The sequence below is a fragment of the Rhodococcus sp. SBT000017 genome (assembly GCF_003688915.1).
Classification (GTDB): domain Bacteria; phylum Actinomycetota; class Actinomycetes; order Mycobacteriales; family Mycobacteriaceae; genus Rhodococcoides.
This window is the reverse complement of the sequence record NZ_REFU01000001.1, coordinates 787,654-802,882: the sequence shown is the minus strand read 5'-3', so window position 1 is coordinate 802,882 and position 15,229 is coordinate 787,654. Positions and strand designations below refer to the sequence as shown.

Genomic DNA, 15,229 nt, shown 5'->3' with positions numbered 1-15,229 from the left:
GACCGGTGCAGCAGTGCGCGGGACTGGTGCACACAGGGATTGGAACTCTCGTGACCAAGAACCACGCCGACAAGCGCGCAGCGCGGAGCTATGCGCGAGCACACGGACTCCCCTACCGTCAGGCTCTCGCGTCGGTACGCGCTGCCCGTGCCGATCGAATGTCGTTGTTGCCCTTCGCAGAGCGCCTATTGATCGAGGCCATCGAGGGATGCGGAATTCGACATTGGGCTCGTGTCGACGAATGGGACGGCGTTGGCCGCGCAGTGATCACCGACCTCGGCGGCGAGCGATTCGTTCTCACCGTCGACACCGTTCTGCTGGTGCTCAGGCAACACCTCGACGACCATCCGAGACTGCGGCCCACAGACATCGACAGCTACTTCGCCGACGAGGCAGTTCAACGGCTCCTGTTCGGCGGCGTGATCTATCGACTCGAACTCCACCGCGGCAGGGGTCTGGTGGCCTGATTCGAGGCCGGATCATCGATTGTGCAGCCCGATTTCGTCGGTGCGATATGGGTTGGGACAGCTGAGGTTCCCTCTTCCCACTTTCAATGTATAGCGCACCCCGGGGCTTGCGGCAAGACCCCGTGCAGGGCTCAGAATGCTCGCTGCAGCCACGTAGCAATCGATCGGAGTCCTGTGAAAAATCCGCACCCCCGTGTTTTCGACCTACCCGACAATCTCGCACGCAAGCGCGACTCGGCATTGATCGGCCAAGACGAACACCACTTTTCAGCGGTCCACTCGAGTATCGAGAAGTCTCGTTTCGATACGGTGGCGCGGCTCGAGGCCGCGCAGAAGTCGTCGGGCCGAATGGGCCGAGAGGTGATGGAACGAGACTTCGAGATCCATCGCTTGGGCGGTCGTCTCCGTTCACTCCGTCGCTACGGGGTCGATCTGTGTCTGGGTCGCGTCGCGACCACCGACGCGGCCGAGCCGGTGTACATCGGACGACTCGGACTGCTGGGAACTGCGGGCGAGCAACTCCTCGTGGACTGGCGCTCCCCCGCGGCCGAACCCTTCTTCGGTGCCACTCACGCCAATCCCATGGGTCTACGAAGTCGTCGTCGATACCGGTGGACGAACGGCACCATCACCGACTATTGGGACGAGGTGTTCGACCTGACCGGACCGATCACCGAGGCTGCTCTGGACGATCAGTCTGCCTTCATCGCCAGTCTCGGTACGGCACGTTCACCGCGAATGCGTGACGTGCTGGGCACCGTTCAAGCAGATCAAGACGCGATCATTCGAGCGGACGCCCGCGGCGCGCTGGTGGTCGACGGTGGTCCGGGAACCGGGAAGACCGTGGTCGCCCTGCATCGCACCGCGTATTTGCTGTACACGGAGTCGCGTCTCGGACACAGCCGCGGCGGCGTGTTGTTCGTCGGCCCACACGAGCCGTACCTCGCCTACGTCTCCGACGTCCTACCGAGTCTGGGCGAGGACGGTGTGCGGACCTGCACGCTCCGGGATCTCGTCACCGAGGGAACGAACGTGATCGAGGAGACCGACCCTGCTGTGGCGCAACTGAAAGCGGCCGCGAACATGAACGTGGCGATAGAGGCGGCCGTTGCGTTCTACGAGCAGCCGCCGACTCGGACCATGATCGTGGAGACCGAATGGGCCGATCTGACGTTGACTCCGGCCGATTGGGCCGAGGCGTTCGGGGCACCCGATCCCGGCACTCCGCACAACGAGGCTCGTGAACAGATCTGGGACCTGCTGCTGACGGTTCTGACCGACCGCTACGACGGCGACGAGGCCCCGACCGACATACGAAACTCTCTGCAGATCAACGAGTCTCTACGCGCGGAGCTGGAACGATCCTGGACGATCATCGATGCTGCCGACCTCGTCGCAGACCTGTGGAGTGTGCCGGCGTACCTTCGCTCGTGCGCACCCTGGCTCGGCTCCGAGGAGATTGGTTCACTCCAGCGACCGGATCCGACGCAGTGGACGGTGTCCGATCTGCCGCTGCTCGACGCCGCAAGAATGCGGCTCGGAGATCCCGAGCATTCACGCCGCACCCGGCGTCGCGAGGTGGCCGCGGCTGCGGAGCGGGTGCGAATGGACCGCGTCGTCGACGAACTCATGGCCGCGGACGACGACGAGATGATGGCTGCACAGTTGCGGCAGGACGGAATTCGCGATGCACTCGTCGATGCGGCGGGCTTCGAGGAGATCCCGTCCGATCCGTTGGCGGGGCCGTTCGCACACATCGTCGTAGACGAGGCGCAGGAGTTGACCGATGCGCAGTGGCAGATGGTCCTGCGCCGGTGCCCGTCGGGCAGCATCACCATCGTCGGTGACCGTGCGCAAGCGCGGCAGGGGTTCGCCGAGTCCTGGCGCGAACGGCTTGGACGGGTCGGACTCGACCGGGTGAGAATTGCGACCCTCGGCGTCAACTACCGCACCCCGCAGGAAGTCATGGCCGAGGCCGAGCCGGTGATCCGCGCGGCGCTGCCGGACGCCAATGTTCCGGTCTCCATCCGCAGCACCGGTGTGCCCGTCGAGTACGGTGACGCGGCAGATCTGCCATCGATCCTCGATCGATGGCTGGACTCGAACGTCGACGGAATCGGTTGTGTGATAGGCAATCCGACGTTCCCGCCCTCGGAGCGCATCCGCTCGCTGACACCACAGATGACGAAGGGGCTCGAATTCGACCTGGTCGTCCTGATCGACCCGGACTCGTTCGGATCGGGAATCGCCGGTGCCGTCGACAAGTACGTGGCGATGACGCGAGCAACCGGACAGCTGGTGGTTCTGAATAATCAGCGCGAGGCCGCATCGAGGACGTCCAGCACGGCATGAATTGCCGGGCTGGCGTCGGCGCTGCGCCGCCACGCGGCCTGCACCTCACGAGTGGGGGCGCGCTCGAGCGCAATCGCGACGAGACCGGGACCGAGCAACGGGCGCGCGAGGCGAGGCACGAGAGCGAGCACATCGTCCGCTTCGACCAGCGTGAGTTGCGTGGAGAAGTCGTCCACGAGATGGCGAACGTCGACCTCGGCGGACGTCTCGGCGAACAGCCGACGAAACCACTGGTGACATACCGTCCCGGCCGGGCTCGTCACCCACGGGTACCGAGCGAGTTCGGCAGGGGTCAAGGCGGTCTCGCGTCGGGCGAGGGGGTGAGTTCGTTTCATGATCACGTCGCCGAAGTCCGTGTGAATCGGTCGCCGAACAACCGAGGGAGGAGCGGGCACCGATACTCCGTCTGCGTCGTGCACCAGCGCCAGGTCTGCGGCCCCGGCGTACACGCTGTGCAGTGCACGGTCCGGATCCTCCTCGCTGATGTGCACCGTCAGATCGGGGCACCGTCGATTCAGCTCGATCAGCGACGGTGCCAGCAAGCCGCGCACCGCGGTCGAGAATCCGACCAGCCGAACGACCCCACGTGCGACGCCCTCGTCGGCGGATCGAGCCGCCTCGACGCACCGTTCGAGAGCGTCGAACACCTCTCCCGCGGACTCGACCACCGCCCGACCTGCGGGGGTGAGCACGACTCCCCGACCGGCCTGTGCCAGCACCGGGGTGCCGATCTGTCGTTCCAGTCGTTTGATCTGCTGGGAGATCGCCGAGGAGGTGTAGCCGAGCTCGTCGGCGGCCCGAGCAAGAGTGCCGAGGGCTGCCACAGCGCGAAGGGCGTGCAGGGCACCGACGTCGATCATGAAGCAACAGTACGCAGTAATGCGGAAAATGCATCGCTGGACCTCATGTATCGAGCGGTCCACACTCGGACCATGACCACCACTCCGTCGCCGAGCTCGACGATCTTCGGCACGAACATCGTCGCAATGGCGACCCCCATGCACCCCGATGGATCGATCGACCGAGCGGGCGTCGATGCCCTTCTCGCGCACCTGTCGGCGACACGATGCGATGGCGTCGTCATCGCCGGAACGACCGGTGAAGCACCTACCCTGACTGTCCACGAGATCTCGCAGCTGATCGCTCGAGCTCGCAGGCACTCGGATCACGCACTTCGAGTGATCGCGGGAGTGGGCACCAACTACACCTCCACAGGGATCGAGATGGCTCGGTCCGCAGCGGCAGCCGGCGCCGACGCACTGTTGATCACCGCTCCCTACTATTCGCGCCCCACCCAGGCCGGCATCGCGGAGCACATCGTCGCCATCGGCGAGGCAGGTGGGCTGCCCACCATGGTGTACGACGTCCCGGCGCGCACAGGTGTGGCCGTCGAGGCGTCGACGCTCGTGGAGCTCTCCCTTCACCCCCTCATCGGTGCCGTCAAGGACGCAAAGGGTGATCTGTACGAGGCCATGACAGTGATGTGCTCGACGGACCTCGCCTACTACTGCGGAATCGACGAACTCGCGCTCCCCTACCTCGCCTGCGGTGCAACAGGATTGGTCAGCGTCACCGGCAACGTGGTGGCAGACCGCTACGCCGAGCTGATCGCTGCAGTCGGCGTGGGCAACCTGGACCGAGCGAAAGCAGTACAGCGATCGCTGCTGCCGTTGACCGACGCCGTGATGCGCACGACGCAGGGAGCCGTCATGGCCAAGGCTGCGCTCGTCAGGATCGGCGTCATCTCCGACGCGACCGTGCGGCGCCCACTTCTCGAGTCCTCGGCGGCCGATCTGAGACGACTCGACGCTGCCCTGTCCGCCACCGGAATCGATCAGGAATCGAGAAGCGTGCACGTTCCGGTACGACTAGCGTGACTGCTCATGGCGACGAAGAAGGTCACGCAGGGCTCGGCACCGCACGCTGCCGACAGTCACGATTTGATTCGTGTACAGGGGGCGCGGCAGAACAATCTTCAGGACATCGATGTCGAGCTGCCCAAGCGGCGACTGACCGTATTCACCGGCGTCTCCGGCTCCGGCAAGAGCTCGCTGGTCTTCAGTACGATTGCGGCCGAATCACAGCGCATGATCAACGAGACCTACAGTGCCTTCGTTCAAGGGTTCATGCCCACGCTCGGCCGCCCGGATGTCGACGTCATGGACGGACTCACCACAGCGATCATCGTCGATCAACAGCGTATGGGCGCCAATCCCCATTCCACCGTCGGCACCGCAACCGATGCCAACGCCATGCTCCGAATTCTGTTCAGCCGAATCGGAAAGCCGTACATCGGCTCCGCACAGGCCTTTTCGTTCAACGTCGCGTCGGTGTCCGGTGCAGGCGCGTACAAGGTGGACAAGGGCGGCAGGCAGACCACCGAGAAGAAGTCGTTCTCCGTGACCGGTGGCATGTGCCCGCGTTGTGAGGGCAGAGGCTCGGTCGGCGACTTCGATCTCACCGCTCTCTACGACGCGAGCAAGTCACTCAACGAGAGCGCGATCACGATCCCCGGTTACAGCATGGAAGGCTGGTACGGCCGAATATTTCGCGGCTGCGGGTATTTCGACCCGGACAAGCCCATCTCGAAGTACACCAAGAAGGAACTCGACGATCTGCTCTATCGCGAGCCCACGAAGATCAAGGTCGAGGGCATCAATCTGACCTATTCGGGACTCGTGCCGCAGATCCAGAAGTCGTTCCTGTCCAAGGACGTCGACGCCATGCAGCCCCACATCCGGACCTTCGTCGAACGCGCGATCACCTTCACCACCTGCCCGGACTGCCACGGAACCAGGCTCAACGAAGGTGCTCGGTCGTCGAAGATCAAGGGCGTCAACATCGCCGACGCATGCTCGATGCAGATCAGCGACCTGGCGAAATGGGTGGGCGGCCTGAAGGAACCGTCGGTGGCACCGCTGCTGACCACGCTCGGGGAAACCCTCGACTCGTTCGTCGAGATCGGGCTCGGCTACCTGAGCCTGGATCGTCCGTCGGGAACGTTGTCCGGAGGAGAGGCTCAGCGCACCAAGATGATTCGTCACCTCGGATCGTCGTTGACCGATGTGACGTACGTATTCGACGAGCCGACCACCGGCCTGCATCCCCACGACATCGAGCGAATGAACAACCTGCTGCTTCAGCTGCGGGACAAGGGAAACACCGTACTCGTGGTCGAGCACAAGCCCGAGACGATCTCCATCGCAGACCACGTCGTCGATCTGGGTCCCGGTGCGGGAAGCGCAGGCGGGCACGTCTGTTTCGAGGGCACCGTCGACGGGCTGCGCCGGAGCGACACCGTCACCGGTCGGCATTTCGACGATCGGGCATCACTGAAAGAGTCGGTACGCGAGTTCTCCGAAGTGCTCGAAATTCGCGGCGCGGACTCCCACAATCTGCGCGAGGTGGACGTCGACGTTCCACTCGGTGTGCTGGTCGTCGTCACCGGCGTCGCAGGCTCGGGCAAGAGTTCACTCATTCACGGATCACTCTCGGGGACAGACGATGTGGTGTCGGTCGATCAGGGGGCAATACGTGGGTCGCGCCGAAGCAACCCCGCGACGTACACCGGCTTGCTCGAACCGATCCGCAAGGCGTTCGCCAAGGAGAACGCCGTCAAACCCGCGCTGTTCAGCTCGAACTCCGAAGGCGCGTGCCCGACGTGCAACGGCGCGGGCGTCATCTACAGCGACCTCGCGATGATGGCCGGGGTCGCCACGGTGTGCGAGGAGTGCGAGGGCAAGCGATTCCAAGCTTCGGTACTGGAGTACCACTTCGGTGGTCGCAACATCGACGAGGTGTTGTCGATGTCGGTCGCCGAGGCCGAGGAATTCTTCTCCGACGGAGCCGCCAAACTCCTTCCGGCACACAAGATTCTGCAGCGACTGAACGACGTCGGATTGGGCTATCTGAAGATCGGGCAACCGTTGACCACGCTGTCGGGTGGAGAACGCCAACGCCTCAAGCTGGCGACGCACATGGCCGACAAGGGCGGAATCTACGTGCTCGACGAACCCACCACCGGACTGCATCTCGCCGATGTGGACAAGCTCCTCGGGCTGCTCGACCGGCTGGTCGACTCGGGCAAGTCGGTGATCGTCATCGAGCATCATCAAGCCGTCATGGCCCACGCAGACTGGATCATCGATCTCGGTCCCGGTGCCGGGCACGACGGCGGCCTCGTCGTGTTCGAGGGAACACCCTCCGATCTGGTCGCGGACGGTTCTACTCTGACCGGCCGGCACCTGGCCGCGTACGTCGGGAGCTGAGTTACCGTGACCACCCTGCCTCAGCGGCCCGCAACCGCACTGGTGATCATCGACGTTCAGAACGACGTGATGGTCGGCGTCCACGAGCGACAACGCGTCGTCGACAACGTCCTCACGCTGGTGTCCCGCGCACGAGACACCAGCACTCCGGTGATCTGGGTGCAGCACTCCTCCGACGGGGATTTGGCCTTCGGAACGCGAGGGTGGGAACTTCTCGACGAGTTGCCCGTCGATCCAGGCGATCCGATCGTCCACAAGAAGCACGGCGACGCCTTCGAGGACACAGGTCTCGAAGCCGAGCTCGCCGCCTCCGGCGTGGGGCACGTCGTCATCGCCGGCGCGCACACGGACTTCTGCATCAGGTCCACATTGCACGGAGCCCTGGTACGCGGATACGACGTGACGCTGGTGAGCGATGCCCACACCGCCGAGGATCTGACCGAATGGGGCGCGCCCCCACCCGAGCAGGTCATCGCGCACACCAACATGTACTGGGACAACCAGACCGCTCCTGGCCGGACCGCCGTGGCAGTAGTCACCGAGGAGGTCGGTTTCACCCGACCGATATCCTGAACCCTCCATGGTGACCTTGCTGCTCGCGCTCGTCGGATTCGCGCTACTCGATTCGCTCGACGTGTTGCTGATCGGCGTCACCGCTGCCATCGCAGTGCACGCGAGAACCACCCGCCGGTCTCCGTTTCGAGCCGGGCTGGCCTTCGTCGGCGGAGTGTTCACCGCTACGACAACGTTCGGCATCCTCACCGTTCTCGGCATCGACTTCTTCACCGATCTGTTCGACTTCACCATCACTCCCACGGTCCGGTATCGCACGGAACTCGCGGTCGGGCTGGTACTGATCACTCTCGGTGCTCTGCGCACCACCGAACGCCGCCCACCGGAGTGGGCAGCTCGAGCCGGCTCCAGCATTCCCGTCGTCGCCCTGACCGGACTGACGATCGGTCTGGTGCAGGGCCCGACGGCAGTGCCGTATCTCGCCGGGCTGACGATGCTCTCGACCTACGATCCCCGCCCGACGTGGTGGCCGGCCATCGTCGTCACCTACTGCCTGATCGGGCTGCTACCGCCCATCCTCGTTCTGATTCTGGCGTCGAGGAAAAGTCGACGTTCCAGGCGCGCGTTCACCGCGACCGTCCGAGCCCTGATGCGGTACGGCCCGCCGACGGTGCGCATCATTTTCGTCGTGCTCGGCGTCGCACTCGTCGCCGACGCTCTGATCCATGCCGGAGACCTCCTGTAGGTCATCGTCGTAAGCTTCTGCGCATGGCACTCGATCACGGCGACCCCGGTGACGCCCCGTCCGTTCCCCCTCCCCTGGCCCCGGTCGTCGACGACCGTCGTCCCTCCGCAGCCGAGGAAGCGCGCACGATCGCAGCGTCCACCAACACCGCGACTCTTGCGAGCCTGACCGCGGACGGCGATCCCTGGGCTTCGTTCGTCACGTACGGATTGCTCGACGGCGCTCCGGTTCTGTGTGTCTCGCGCATGGCCGAGCACGGACGGAACCTCGCAGGCGATCAACGGATGAGCCTGTCGATCGTGGCGCCGCAATCGCAGACCGATCCACTGGCGTCGGGCCGAATCACGCTGGCAGGCGTGGTCGAGCGGCCCGAGGGGGACGAGTTGGCCGCAGCACGCGCGGCGCATCTCGACGGCGTACCAGCGGCGAAGTACTACCTGGACTACAGCGACTTCACGCTCTGGATCATGCGGGTGCATCGCGTCCGGTGGGTCGGCGGATACGGCCGGATGGATTCGGCAACCGCCGAAGCGTATTCCCGGGCCGCGCCCGATCCGGTGTCGCCGACCTCCGCGTACGCGATCGAGCACCTCAACGCCGACCACTCGTCGTCGCTGACTGCCATGGCCCGCGAGCTGGGCGGTTTTCCCGATGCCACGTCCGCCGAGTGCACGGCCGCCGACCGCTACGGACTGGATCTGAAGGTGCTCACACCGCGCGGAATCGCGTACACCAGGGTCGGCTATGCAACTCCGATCGACTCGGCTACCGAACTGCGGGCCGCGACCGTGGAACTGGCGAAGCGCGCAGCGGCCGGCCGGTAGGTGTGCGTTGCCACCACAGACACGACGACCTTGTCGAGACGTCGAGATGGATGGCGACTACCGTTGACCTCACACCGCAATCGTTAGGGAGCAGGTAATGAGCATCCAACCGCTCGAATCGAAGCGTCACCGCGTCGTCGTCATCGGTTCCGGGTTCGGAGGTCTGTTCGGCGTCAAGGCGCTCAAGAAAGCCGACGTCGACATCACCCTCGTCGCGAAGACGACACACCACCTTTTCCAGCCTCTCCTCTATCAGGTCGCGACAGGCATTCTGTCGGTCGGCGAGATCGCTCCCACCACCCGCGTCATTCTGCGCAAGCAGAAGAACGCCGAGGTGCTGCTCGGAGACGTGCTGAACATCGATCTCGAGGCCAAGACGGTGACGTCCAAGCTCCTCGAACGCATCACCGTCACTCCGTTCGACAGCCTGATCGTCGCAGCAGGCGCTCAGCAGTCGTACTTCGGCAACGATCACTTCGCCGAGTTCGCGCCCGGCATGAAGACCATCGACGATGCACTCGAACTGCGTGGCCGCATCCTCGGTGCGTTCGAGCAGGCCGAACTCTCCGACGATCAGGAGGAGAAGGACCGCCTCATGACCTTCGTGGTCGTCGGCGCGGGTCCCACCGGCGTCGAGCTCGCCGGGCAGATCGCCGAGCTCGCCGATCGCACCCTCGACGGAGCCTTCCGCAACATCGATCCGCGTGACGCCCGCGTCATCCTGCTCGACGCCGCGCCCGCTGTACTGCCGCCGATGGGCGAGAAGCTCGGACGCAAGGCTGCCGAACGGCTCGAGAAGCTCGGCGTCGAAATTCAGCTGAACGCGATGGTCACCGATGTCGACAACGACGGACTGACGGTCAAGGAGAAGGACGGCACGACGCGTCGCATCGAGGCGCAGTGCAAGGTCTGGTCCGCAGGCGTGCAGGGCAGCCCCCTCGGCAAGCAGCTCGCCGACCAGTCCGGATCGGAAACCGATCGCGCCGGACGAGTGCTGGTCGAACCGGACCTCACCGTCAAGGGCCACCCGAACGTGTTCGTGGTCGGCGACCTGATGTCGGTCAAGGACGTCCCCGGCATGGCACAGGGTGCCATCCAGGGAGCGACTTACGCCGCCAAGCTGATCAAGGCGTCGGTGAAGGGCGAGGACGATCCCGCTCAGCGTGCGCCGTTCAAGTACTTCGACAAGGGCTCGATGGCAACGGTGTCGCGATTCAACGCCGTCGCCAAGGTCGGTAAACTCGAATTCGGCGGATTCATCGCCTGGCTCATGTGGCTCGCGCTCCACCTGTACTACCTCGTGGGCTACCGCAGCCGCATCACGACCGTCATCTCGTGGTTCGTGACGTTCCTCGGCCGAGGTCGGGCTCAGATGGCGTCGACCGAGCAGCAGGTGTTCGCGCGACTGGCCATCGAGCAACTCAACTCACTCGAACGTACGGGTGCCGTCGAGGCTGCCGCCGCTGATTCGGAGCAGGAACGAGAAAAGGCAGCTGGCTGAAACCAGCTTTCACACAACGCATCGGCCGACGGGACACCGTCGGCCGATGCGTTTGTTCGTTGTGCAGCACGCCGGGTCTCACACATCCAGTTCGGCGTGCTGAAGGCGACGACCCACAGAGGTACTCAGCGAACCGCCTCCGGCCAGCGCCAGCCGGACGGTCCCGTCGGCCAAGTCGACCTCGGACGCCCGTGTATCGGGATATCGCAGCGTGCTCGACATCGACAGCGGTGCCGACAACGCATCGTGCGCAATCGATCCCGCGCCCAGTTCCACTCGATGGCGTAGCAACGGGCTACCTCCGACATCGCATCGCATCGCACTGCTCCAGTGTCCCGACGCTTCCTCGAAGCGGCCGATCTGCGTACGTTCACGCAGTCGCAGGGTCGAATCCTGTTCCAGCACAACGGTGTTGACTACCGAATGCGAGGCGTCGGAGACGACGACCATCGGTTCGGGATCGAAGACCAGCGACGCGCCTGCACCGACCTCGAAGTGCCACTGCGCGGACGAGTGACGGTGCAGCCCACCGGGCATCGCCAACGAGGCCGCGACACTGCGCACCTCCAGGTGCGCCCCGGCCGCCACCGATATTCTGACCACGATGGTGTCACCGCCGAGAGGAGTTGCGGCGGTACCGATCAGGTGGACTGTGTCCGGTCCCGTCTGGCGGCCGGCGAGTCCGCCCACCGAGGTGATGCGCGGGCTCCGGCTGCGGCTCGCGTCGATGCAGAGCTCTGTGTGCATCGACGCTCAGTGTGTGTGGGCATGCGCGTCGGCGTCGGCGATCACCTTCAGCTGCTCCCGCACCCACTCGAGCACCGTGGTCGCCGACGGATCGTCGGTGAGGGAGATCAACGCAGTCGGTCGCCCCTCACGCACCTGGGCCGCGTCCCGCTCCATGACACCGAGGTCGGCTCCGACGTACGGAGCGAGATCCGTCTTGTTGACGACCAACAGATCGGAGAACGTCACACCGGGACCACCCTTGCGCGGCACCTTGTCTCCCCCGGCGACATCGACGACGAAGATCTGTACGTCGATCAGACCGGACGAGAAGGTCGCAGTGAGGTTGTCGCCACCGGACTCCACGAGAATCAGGTCCAGGGGCGGGTTGTTCTCGATCAGATCGTCGATGGCGTCGAGGTTGGCGGTGATGTCGTCCCGAATTGCCGTGTGCGGGCAGCCACCGGTCTGCACCGCCGTGATGCGCTCGTCGGGCAACACTGCGTGCCGACGCAGGAAGTCCGCATCCTCGGTGGTGTAGATGTCGTTGGTGAGCACGGCGAGCGAAAGCTCGTCGCGCAGTTCGCGACACAGCGCAGCCACCAACGCCGTCTTTCCGGAACCGACGGGTCCACCGATCCCGACGCGCAGCGCGTCGCCTGCCACCCGTGCGCGCTTGGGCCGATCCAAACCGTGGTCGTGGGGCTCACCGTCGATCAGGTGCGGGGGCATGTCGAACTCCTTGTCGCTAGAGAAAAAAGTGGATCGGTATTCAGGATACGAACAACGGCCGATCACGGACGGCGTGGGCTTCGGCGAACATGTCCAGCAACGGATCCGACAACTCCATCAGCTCGGGCAGGCACTCGCACACCGCAGCGGTCACGTCGTCGCAGAAATCGCCCAACCGGATGGTGCACGCCGCGACCTCGGCCGGATCGAGCGCGAGCAGACGCTGCGCGGCGATCGCCGACCCGGTCATGGTGATGTACACCTGCACTGCGGCCGTGTCGGCAACCGACAGGCCCGCCGCGAGCCCGACGTGCCCAGCGGCAACGGCCAGGTGCGGCCTCCGCCCGATCGACGTCCAATCATGATGCGGCCAGGCGGACTTGGCCAACCTGAGCAGTCCACGGCCCTGAGCACGCGAGGCAGACCTGGCAGCCGGGGATGGGGTTCGTGCGTCGGATTCGGCATCGGCCTCGCTGGTGCTCGACGACCCGTGCACCAGCGATGCGGCAATGGATGCCGTCGTGGCCCCGGATGTTCGGATACGGCGTCGCAGAAACGCCTCGAGCGTCGTGATGTCTCGAACGAAGCCCGAGGCGATCGCTTCCTCCACTCCGCCGGAGTGCACGTGTCCGCCGGTGGGCAGGCGCGAATCGGCAAGCGAGAGAAGCGTCGTCACCTGCAGTCGGGCATCGGGCATCAGAAGAGGAAGTATCGCTGCGCCATCGGCAGTTCGGTTGCCGGCTGCTCCGTCCACACGTCACCGTCGATACGGACGGTGAAGGTGTCGGGATCGACTCGAATATCGGGCAGAGCGTCGTTGAGTGCCATGTCCGACTTCCTGACACCGCGCACGTTCTTGACCGGAACCAACCGGCGATCGCAGTTCAGACGCCCGGCCAGTCCGTCCTCGATCGCCTGCGGGGCAACGAAATGCAGTGACGTCGCGGCCGCCGCCTTGGGCGACGCACCGAACATCGGCCGAGGTAGTTCGGGTTGCGGGGTCGGGATGGACGCGTTCGCGTCGCCCATGGCAGCCCATGCGATCATGCCGCCCTTGATGACCATGTGGGGACGGACACCGAAGAATGCCGGATCCCACAACACCAGGTCGGCGAGTTTGCCCGGCTCGATCGATCCGATCTCGTCGTCGAGGCCGTGGGCGACGGCCGGGCAGATGGTGTACTTCGCGACGTAGCGCATCACTCGATTGTTGTCGGCTCCGTTGTCGCCGGCCAGGAAGCCGCGACGAGACTTCATCACGTGTGCCGTCTGCCACGTGCGCAGAACCACCTCACCTATCCGGCCCATTGCCTGAGCGTCGCTGCCGATCATCGAGATCGCACCCATGTCGTGCAGCAGGTCCTCGGCTGCGATGGTCGACGGCCGAATCCGGCTCTCGGCGAAGGCCAGATCCTCCGGAATCGATGGACTGAGGTGGTGGCACACCATCAGCATGTCCAGATGTTCGTCCAGGGTGTTGACGGTGTGGGGACGCGTCGGGTTGGTCGAGCTGGGGAGGACGTGCGGCTGCGCCGCCACGGTGATGATGTCGGGTGCGTGCCCGCCGCCCGCACCCTCGGTGTGATAGGCATGGATTCCGCGACCCTTGATCGCATCGAGGGTGGTCTCGACGAATCCGGCCTCGTTCAGGGTGTCCGAGTGCAGTGCTGCCTGAACTCCTGCGTCCTCGCACACTCGCAGGCACGCGTCGATCGCGGCAGGGGTGGATCCCCAATCTTCGTGCAGCTTGAATCCCGATGCGCCGGCGCGCAATTGCTCCCACATCGAGTCCGGATTGACCGTGTTGCCCTTGCCGAGGAGCACGATGTTCATCGGCCAGTCGTCCAGCGACTCGAGCATCCGGGACAGGTGCCATGCACCCGGGGTGACGGTGGTGGCCTTGCTGCCTTCGGCGGGGCCGGTACCGCCTGCGATCACGGTGGTGATGCCGCCGCCGAGAGCCTCCTCCTTGATCTGTGGGCAGATCAGGTGGACGTGACAGTCGATGCCGCCGGCCGTGACGATCTTCCCGTTGCCCGCGATGATCTCGGTGGACGGTCCGATGACGAGATCGGGATGCACCCCGGTCATGGTGTCGGGATTGCCTGCCTTGCCCAGTGCCACGATGCGTCCGTCGCGAATACCGAGATCGGCCTTGATGATTCCCCAGTAGTCGACGACGACGACCCCGGTGATCACCGTGTCGGGAGCACCGTCGGCGCGGGTGGCTCGGGACTGCCCCATCGATTCACGGATCACCTTGCCGCCGCCGAACACCGCCTCCTCACCGGCGTTGCCCGGGCCACCACTGCGGTCCTCGGTGACCTCGATCAGAAGATCGGTGTCTGCCAAGCGGATTCGATCACCTGTGGTGGGGCCGAACAACTGGGCGTATCGACTGCGACTCATGCGCGCCATCAGCTGTCCAACTTTCCGGGAGGTGTCATGCTCAATCCGTATACCTCGCGCGTGCCACCGAGTGGCACGAGCCGAATCGTCTGTTCGATGCCGGGCTCGAACCGCACCGCCGTGCCCGCGGGGATGTCGAGGCGGAAGCCGTGCGCCCGCTCGCGGTCGAATTGCAGAGCTGCGTTGGACTGTGGGAAATGCACGTGGCTGCCCACCTGTACCGGTCGATCTCCCGCGTTGACGACGGCCATGGAGATCACCTCGGCGCCGTCGTTGATCTCGATGTCGCCTGCGACGGTGATGATCTCGCCCGGAATCAGGTGGCCGTCACCCCGCTTCGGTGAGATCGGCTCGTGCACCGTGATCAGCTTCGTGCCGTCCGGAAAGGTCGCTTCCACCATCACCTCGGGGAGCAACTCGGGCACACCGTCGAGCACGTCGTCGGCACCGAGAATCTCGCGACCAGAGGACATCAGGTCTGCGACCGATCGGCCGTCGCGGGCACCCTCGAGGAGGTGATCGGTGATGACCGCGATCGCCTCGGGGTGATTGAGTTTGAGGCCGCGTGCCTGGCGACGCCGAGCGAGTTCGGCCGCGTAGCTGACGAGCAGTCGGTCCTGCTCGTGCGGAGACAACCGCATTGGAGTTCTCCGTCCCGATCGGTGATGGTGCCCGGCAATTCTGACACGCTT

At 64.9% G+C, this 15,229-nt stretch carries 14 protein-coding genes; 8 read left to right on the top strand and 6 right to left on the bottom strand.

All coding sequences use genetic code 11. From position 1 onward, the window contains the following. The first annotated feature begins 50 nt into the window (after nucleotides 1–50). Together AYK61_RS03560 and helR are read left to right on the top strand one after the other, a co-directional pair. Nucleotides 51–467, top strand: coding sequence for a hypothetical protein (locus AYK61_RS03560; RefSeq protein WP_121872402.1), 417 nt, complete (start codon nucleotides 51–53; stop codon nucleotides 465–467). A gap of 174 nt (nucleotides 468–641) precedes the next feature. Continuing rightward, nucleotides 642–2,819 (top strand): RNA polymerase recycling motor ATPase HelR, encoded by a 2,178-nt coding sequence (gene helR / locus AYK61_RS03555; RefSeq protein WP_121869835.1) that lies wholly within the window; start codon nucleotides 642–644, stop codon nucleotides 2,817–2,819. Here the strand turns inward: helR and AYK61_RS03550 are convergent. Further along, nucleotides 2,780–3,679, bottom strand: a complete 900-nt coding sequence (locus AYK61_RS03550; protein WP_121869834.1) for a LysR family transcriptional regulator — start codon at nucleotides 3,677–3,679, stop codon at nucleotides 2,780–2,782. The two genes, helR and AYK61_RS03550, sit on opposite strands and share 40 nt — an antisense overlap. Nucleotides 3,680–3,751: 72 nt before the next feature. Between AYK61_RS03550 and dapA the strand changes: the two genes are divergently transcribed. The 6 genes from dapA (at nucleotide 3,752) to AYK61_RS03520 (ending at nucleotide 10,670) form a co-directional block, all read left to right on the top strand. Beyond that, nucleotides 3,752–4,696 (top strand): 4-hydroxy-tetrahydrodipicolinate synthase, encoded by a 945-nt coding sequence (dapA, locus tag AYK61_RS03545; RefSeq protein WP_259467918.1) that lies wholly within the window; start codon nucleotides 3,752–3,754, stop codon nucleotides 4,694–4,696. Between the two features lie 6 nt (nucleotides 4,697–4,702). Further along, the gene (locus AYK61_RS03540) at nucleotides 4,703–7,087 is read left to right on the top strand and encodes an excinuclease ABC subunit UvrA (protein ID WP_121869833.1); all 2,385 of its coding nucleotides are present in this window, start codon (nucleotides 4,703–4,705) and stop codon (nucleotides 7,085–7,087) included. A 6-nt stretch (nucleotides 7,088–7,093) separates the two neighbouring features. Next, nucleotides 7,094–7,660 carry an isochorismatase family protein gene (locus tag AYK61_RS03535; RefSeq protein ID WP_121869832.1) on the top strand — a complete coding sequence of 189 codons (567 nt, stop codon included), beginning with the start codon at nucleotides 7,094–7,096 and terminating at the stop codon, nucleotides 7,658–7,660. A 7-nt stretch (nucleotides 7,661–7,667) separates the two neighbouring features. Next, nucleotides 7,668–8,345, top strand: a complete 678-nt coding sequence (locus AYK61_RS03530) for a GAP family protein (protein ID WP_121869831.1) — start codon at nucleotides 7,668–7,670, stop codon at nucleotides 8,343–8,345. A 23-nt stretch (nucleotides 8,346–8,368) separates the two neighbouring features. Then, nucleotides 8,369–9,169, top strand: a complete 801-nt coding sequence (locus tag AYK61_RS03525; RefSeq protein ID WP_121869830.1) for a HugZ family protein — start codon at nucleotides 8,369–8,371, stop codon at nucleotides 9,167–9,169. Nucleotides 9,170–9,266: 97 nt separating this feature from the next. After that, nucleotides 9,267–10,670, top strand: a complete 1,404-nt coding sequence (locus tag AYK61_RS03520) for an NAD(P)/FAD-dependent oxidoreductase (RefSeq protein ID WP_121869829.1) — start codon at nucleotides 9,267–9,269, stop codon at nucleotides 10,668–10,670. A 78-nt stretch (nucleotides 10,671–10,748) separates the two neighbouring features. Here the strand turns inward: AYK61_RS03520 and AYK61_RS03515 are convergent, their stop codons facing one another. Genes AYK61_RS03515 through AYK61_RS03495 form a run of 5 tightly spaced genes read right to left on the bottom strand, consistent with a single transcriptional unit; the run spans nucleotide 10,749 to nucleotide 15,178 of the window. Beyond that, a complete protein-coding gene (locus AYK61_RS03515) occupies nucleotides 10,749–11,417 on the bottom strand; it encodes an urease accessory protein UreD (RefSeq protein WP_121869828.1) in 669 nt (222 codons plus the stop codon). Nucleotides 11,418–11,423: 6 nt separating this feature from the next. Then, nucleotides 11,424–12,128: an urease accessory protein UreG gene (gene ureG, locus AYK61_RS03510; RefSeq protein WP_121869827.1), complete on the bottom strand. Its 705-nt coding sequence runs from the start codon at nucleotides 12,126–12,128 to the stop codon at nucleotides 11,424–11,426. 40 nt (nucleotides 12,129–12,168) lie between these two features. After that, nucleotides 12,169–12,825, bottom strand: a complete 657-nt coding sequence (locus AYK61_RS03505) for an urease accessory protein UreF (RefSeq protein WP_121869826.1) — start codon at nucleotides 12,823–12,825, stop codon at nucleotides 12,169–12,171. Next, entirely contained in the window at nucleotides 12,825–14,546 is a 1,722-nt protein-coding gene (locus AYK61_RS03500; RefSeq protein WP_121869825.1) for an urease subunit alpha, read from the bottom strand. The genes AYK61_RS03505 and AYK61_RS03500 overlap by 1 nt, the downstream gene beginning before the upstream one ends. Beyond that, nucleotides 14,546–15,178, bottom strand: coding sequence for an urease subunit gamma (locus tag AYK61_RS03495; protein WP_121869824.1), 633 nt, complete (start codon nucleotides 15,176–15,178; stop codon nucleotides 14,546–14,548). Before AYK61_RS03495 ends, AYK61_RS03500 begins: the two co-directional genes overlap by 1 nt. Nucleotides 15,179–15,229 lie beyond the last annotated feature (51 nt).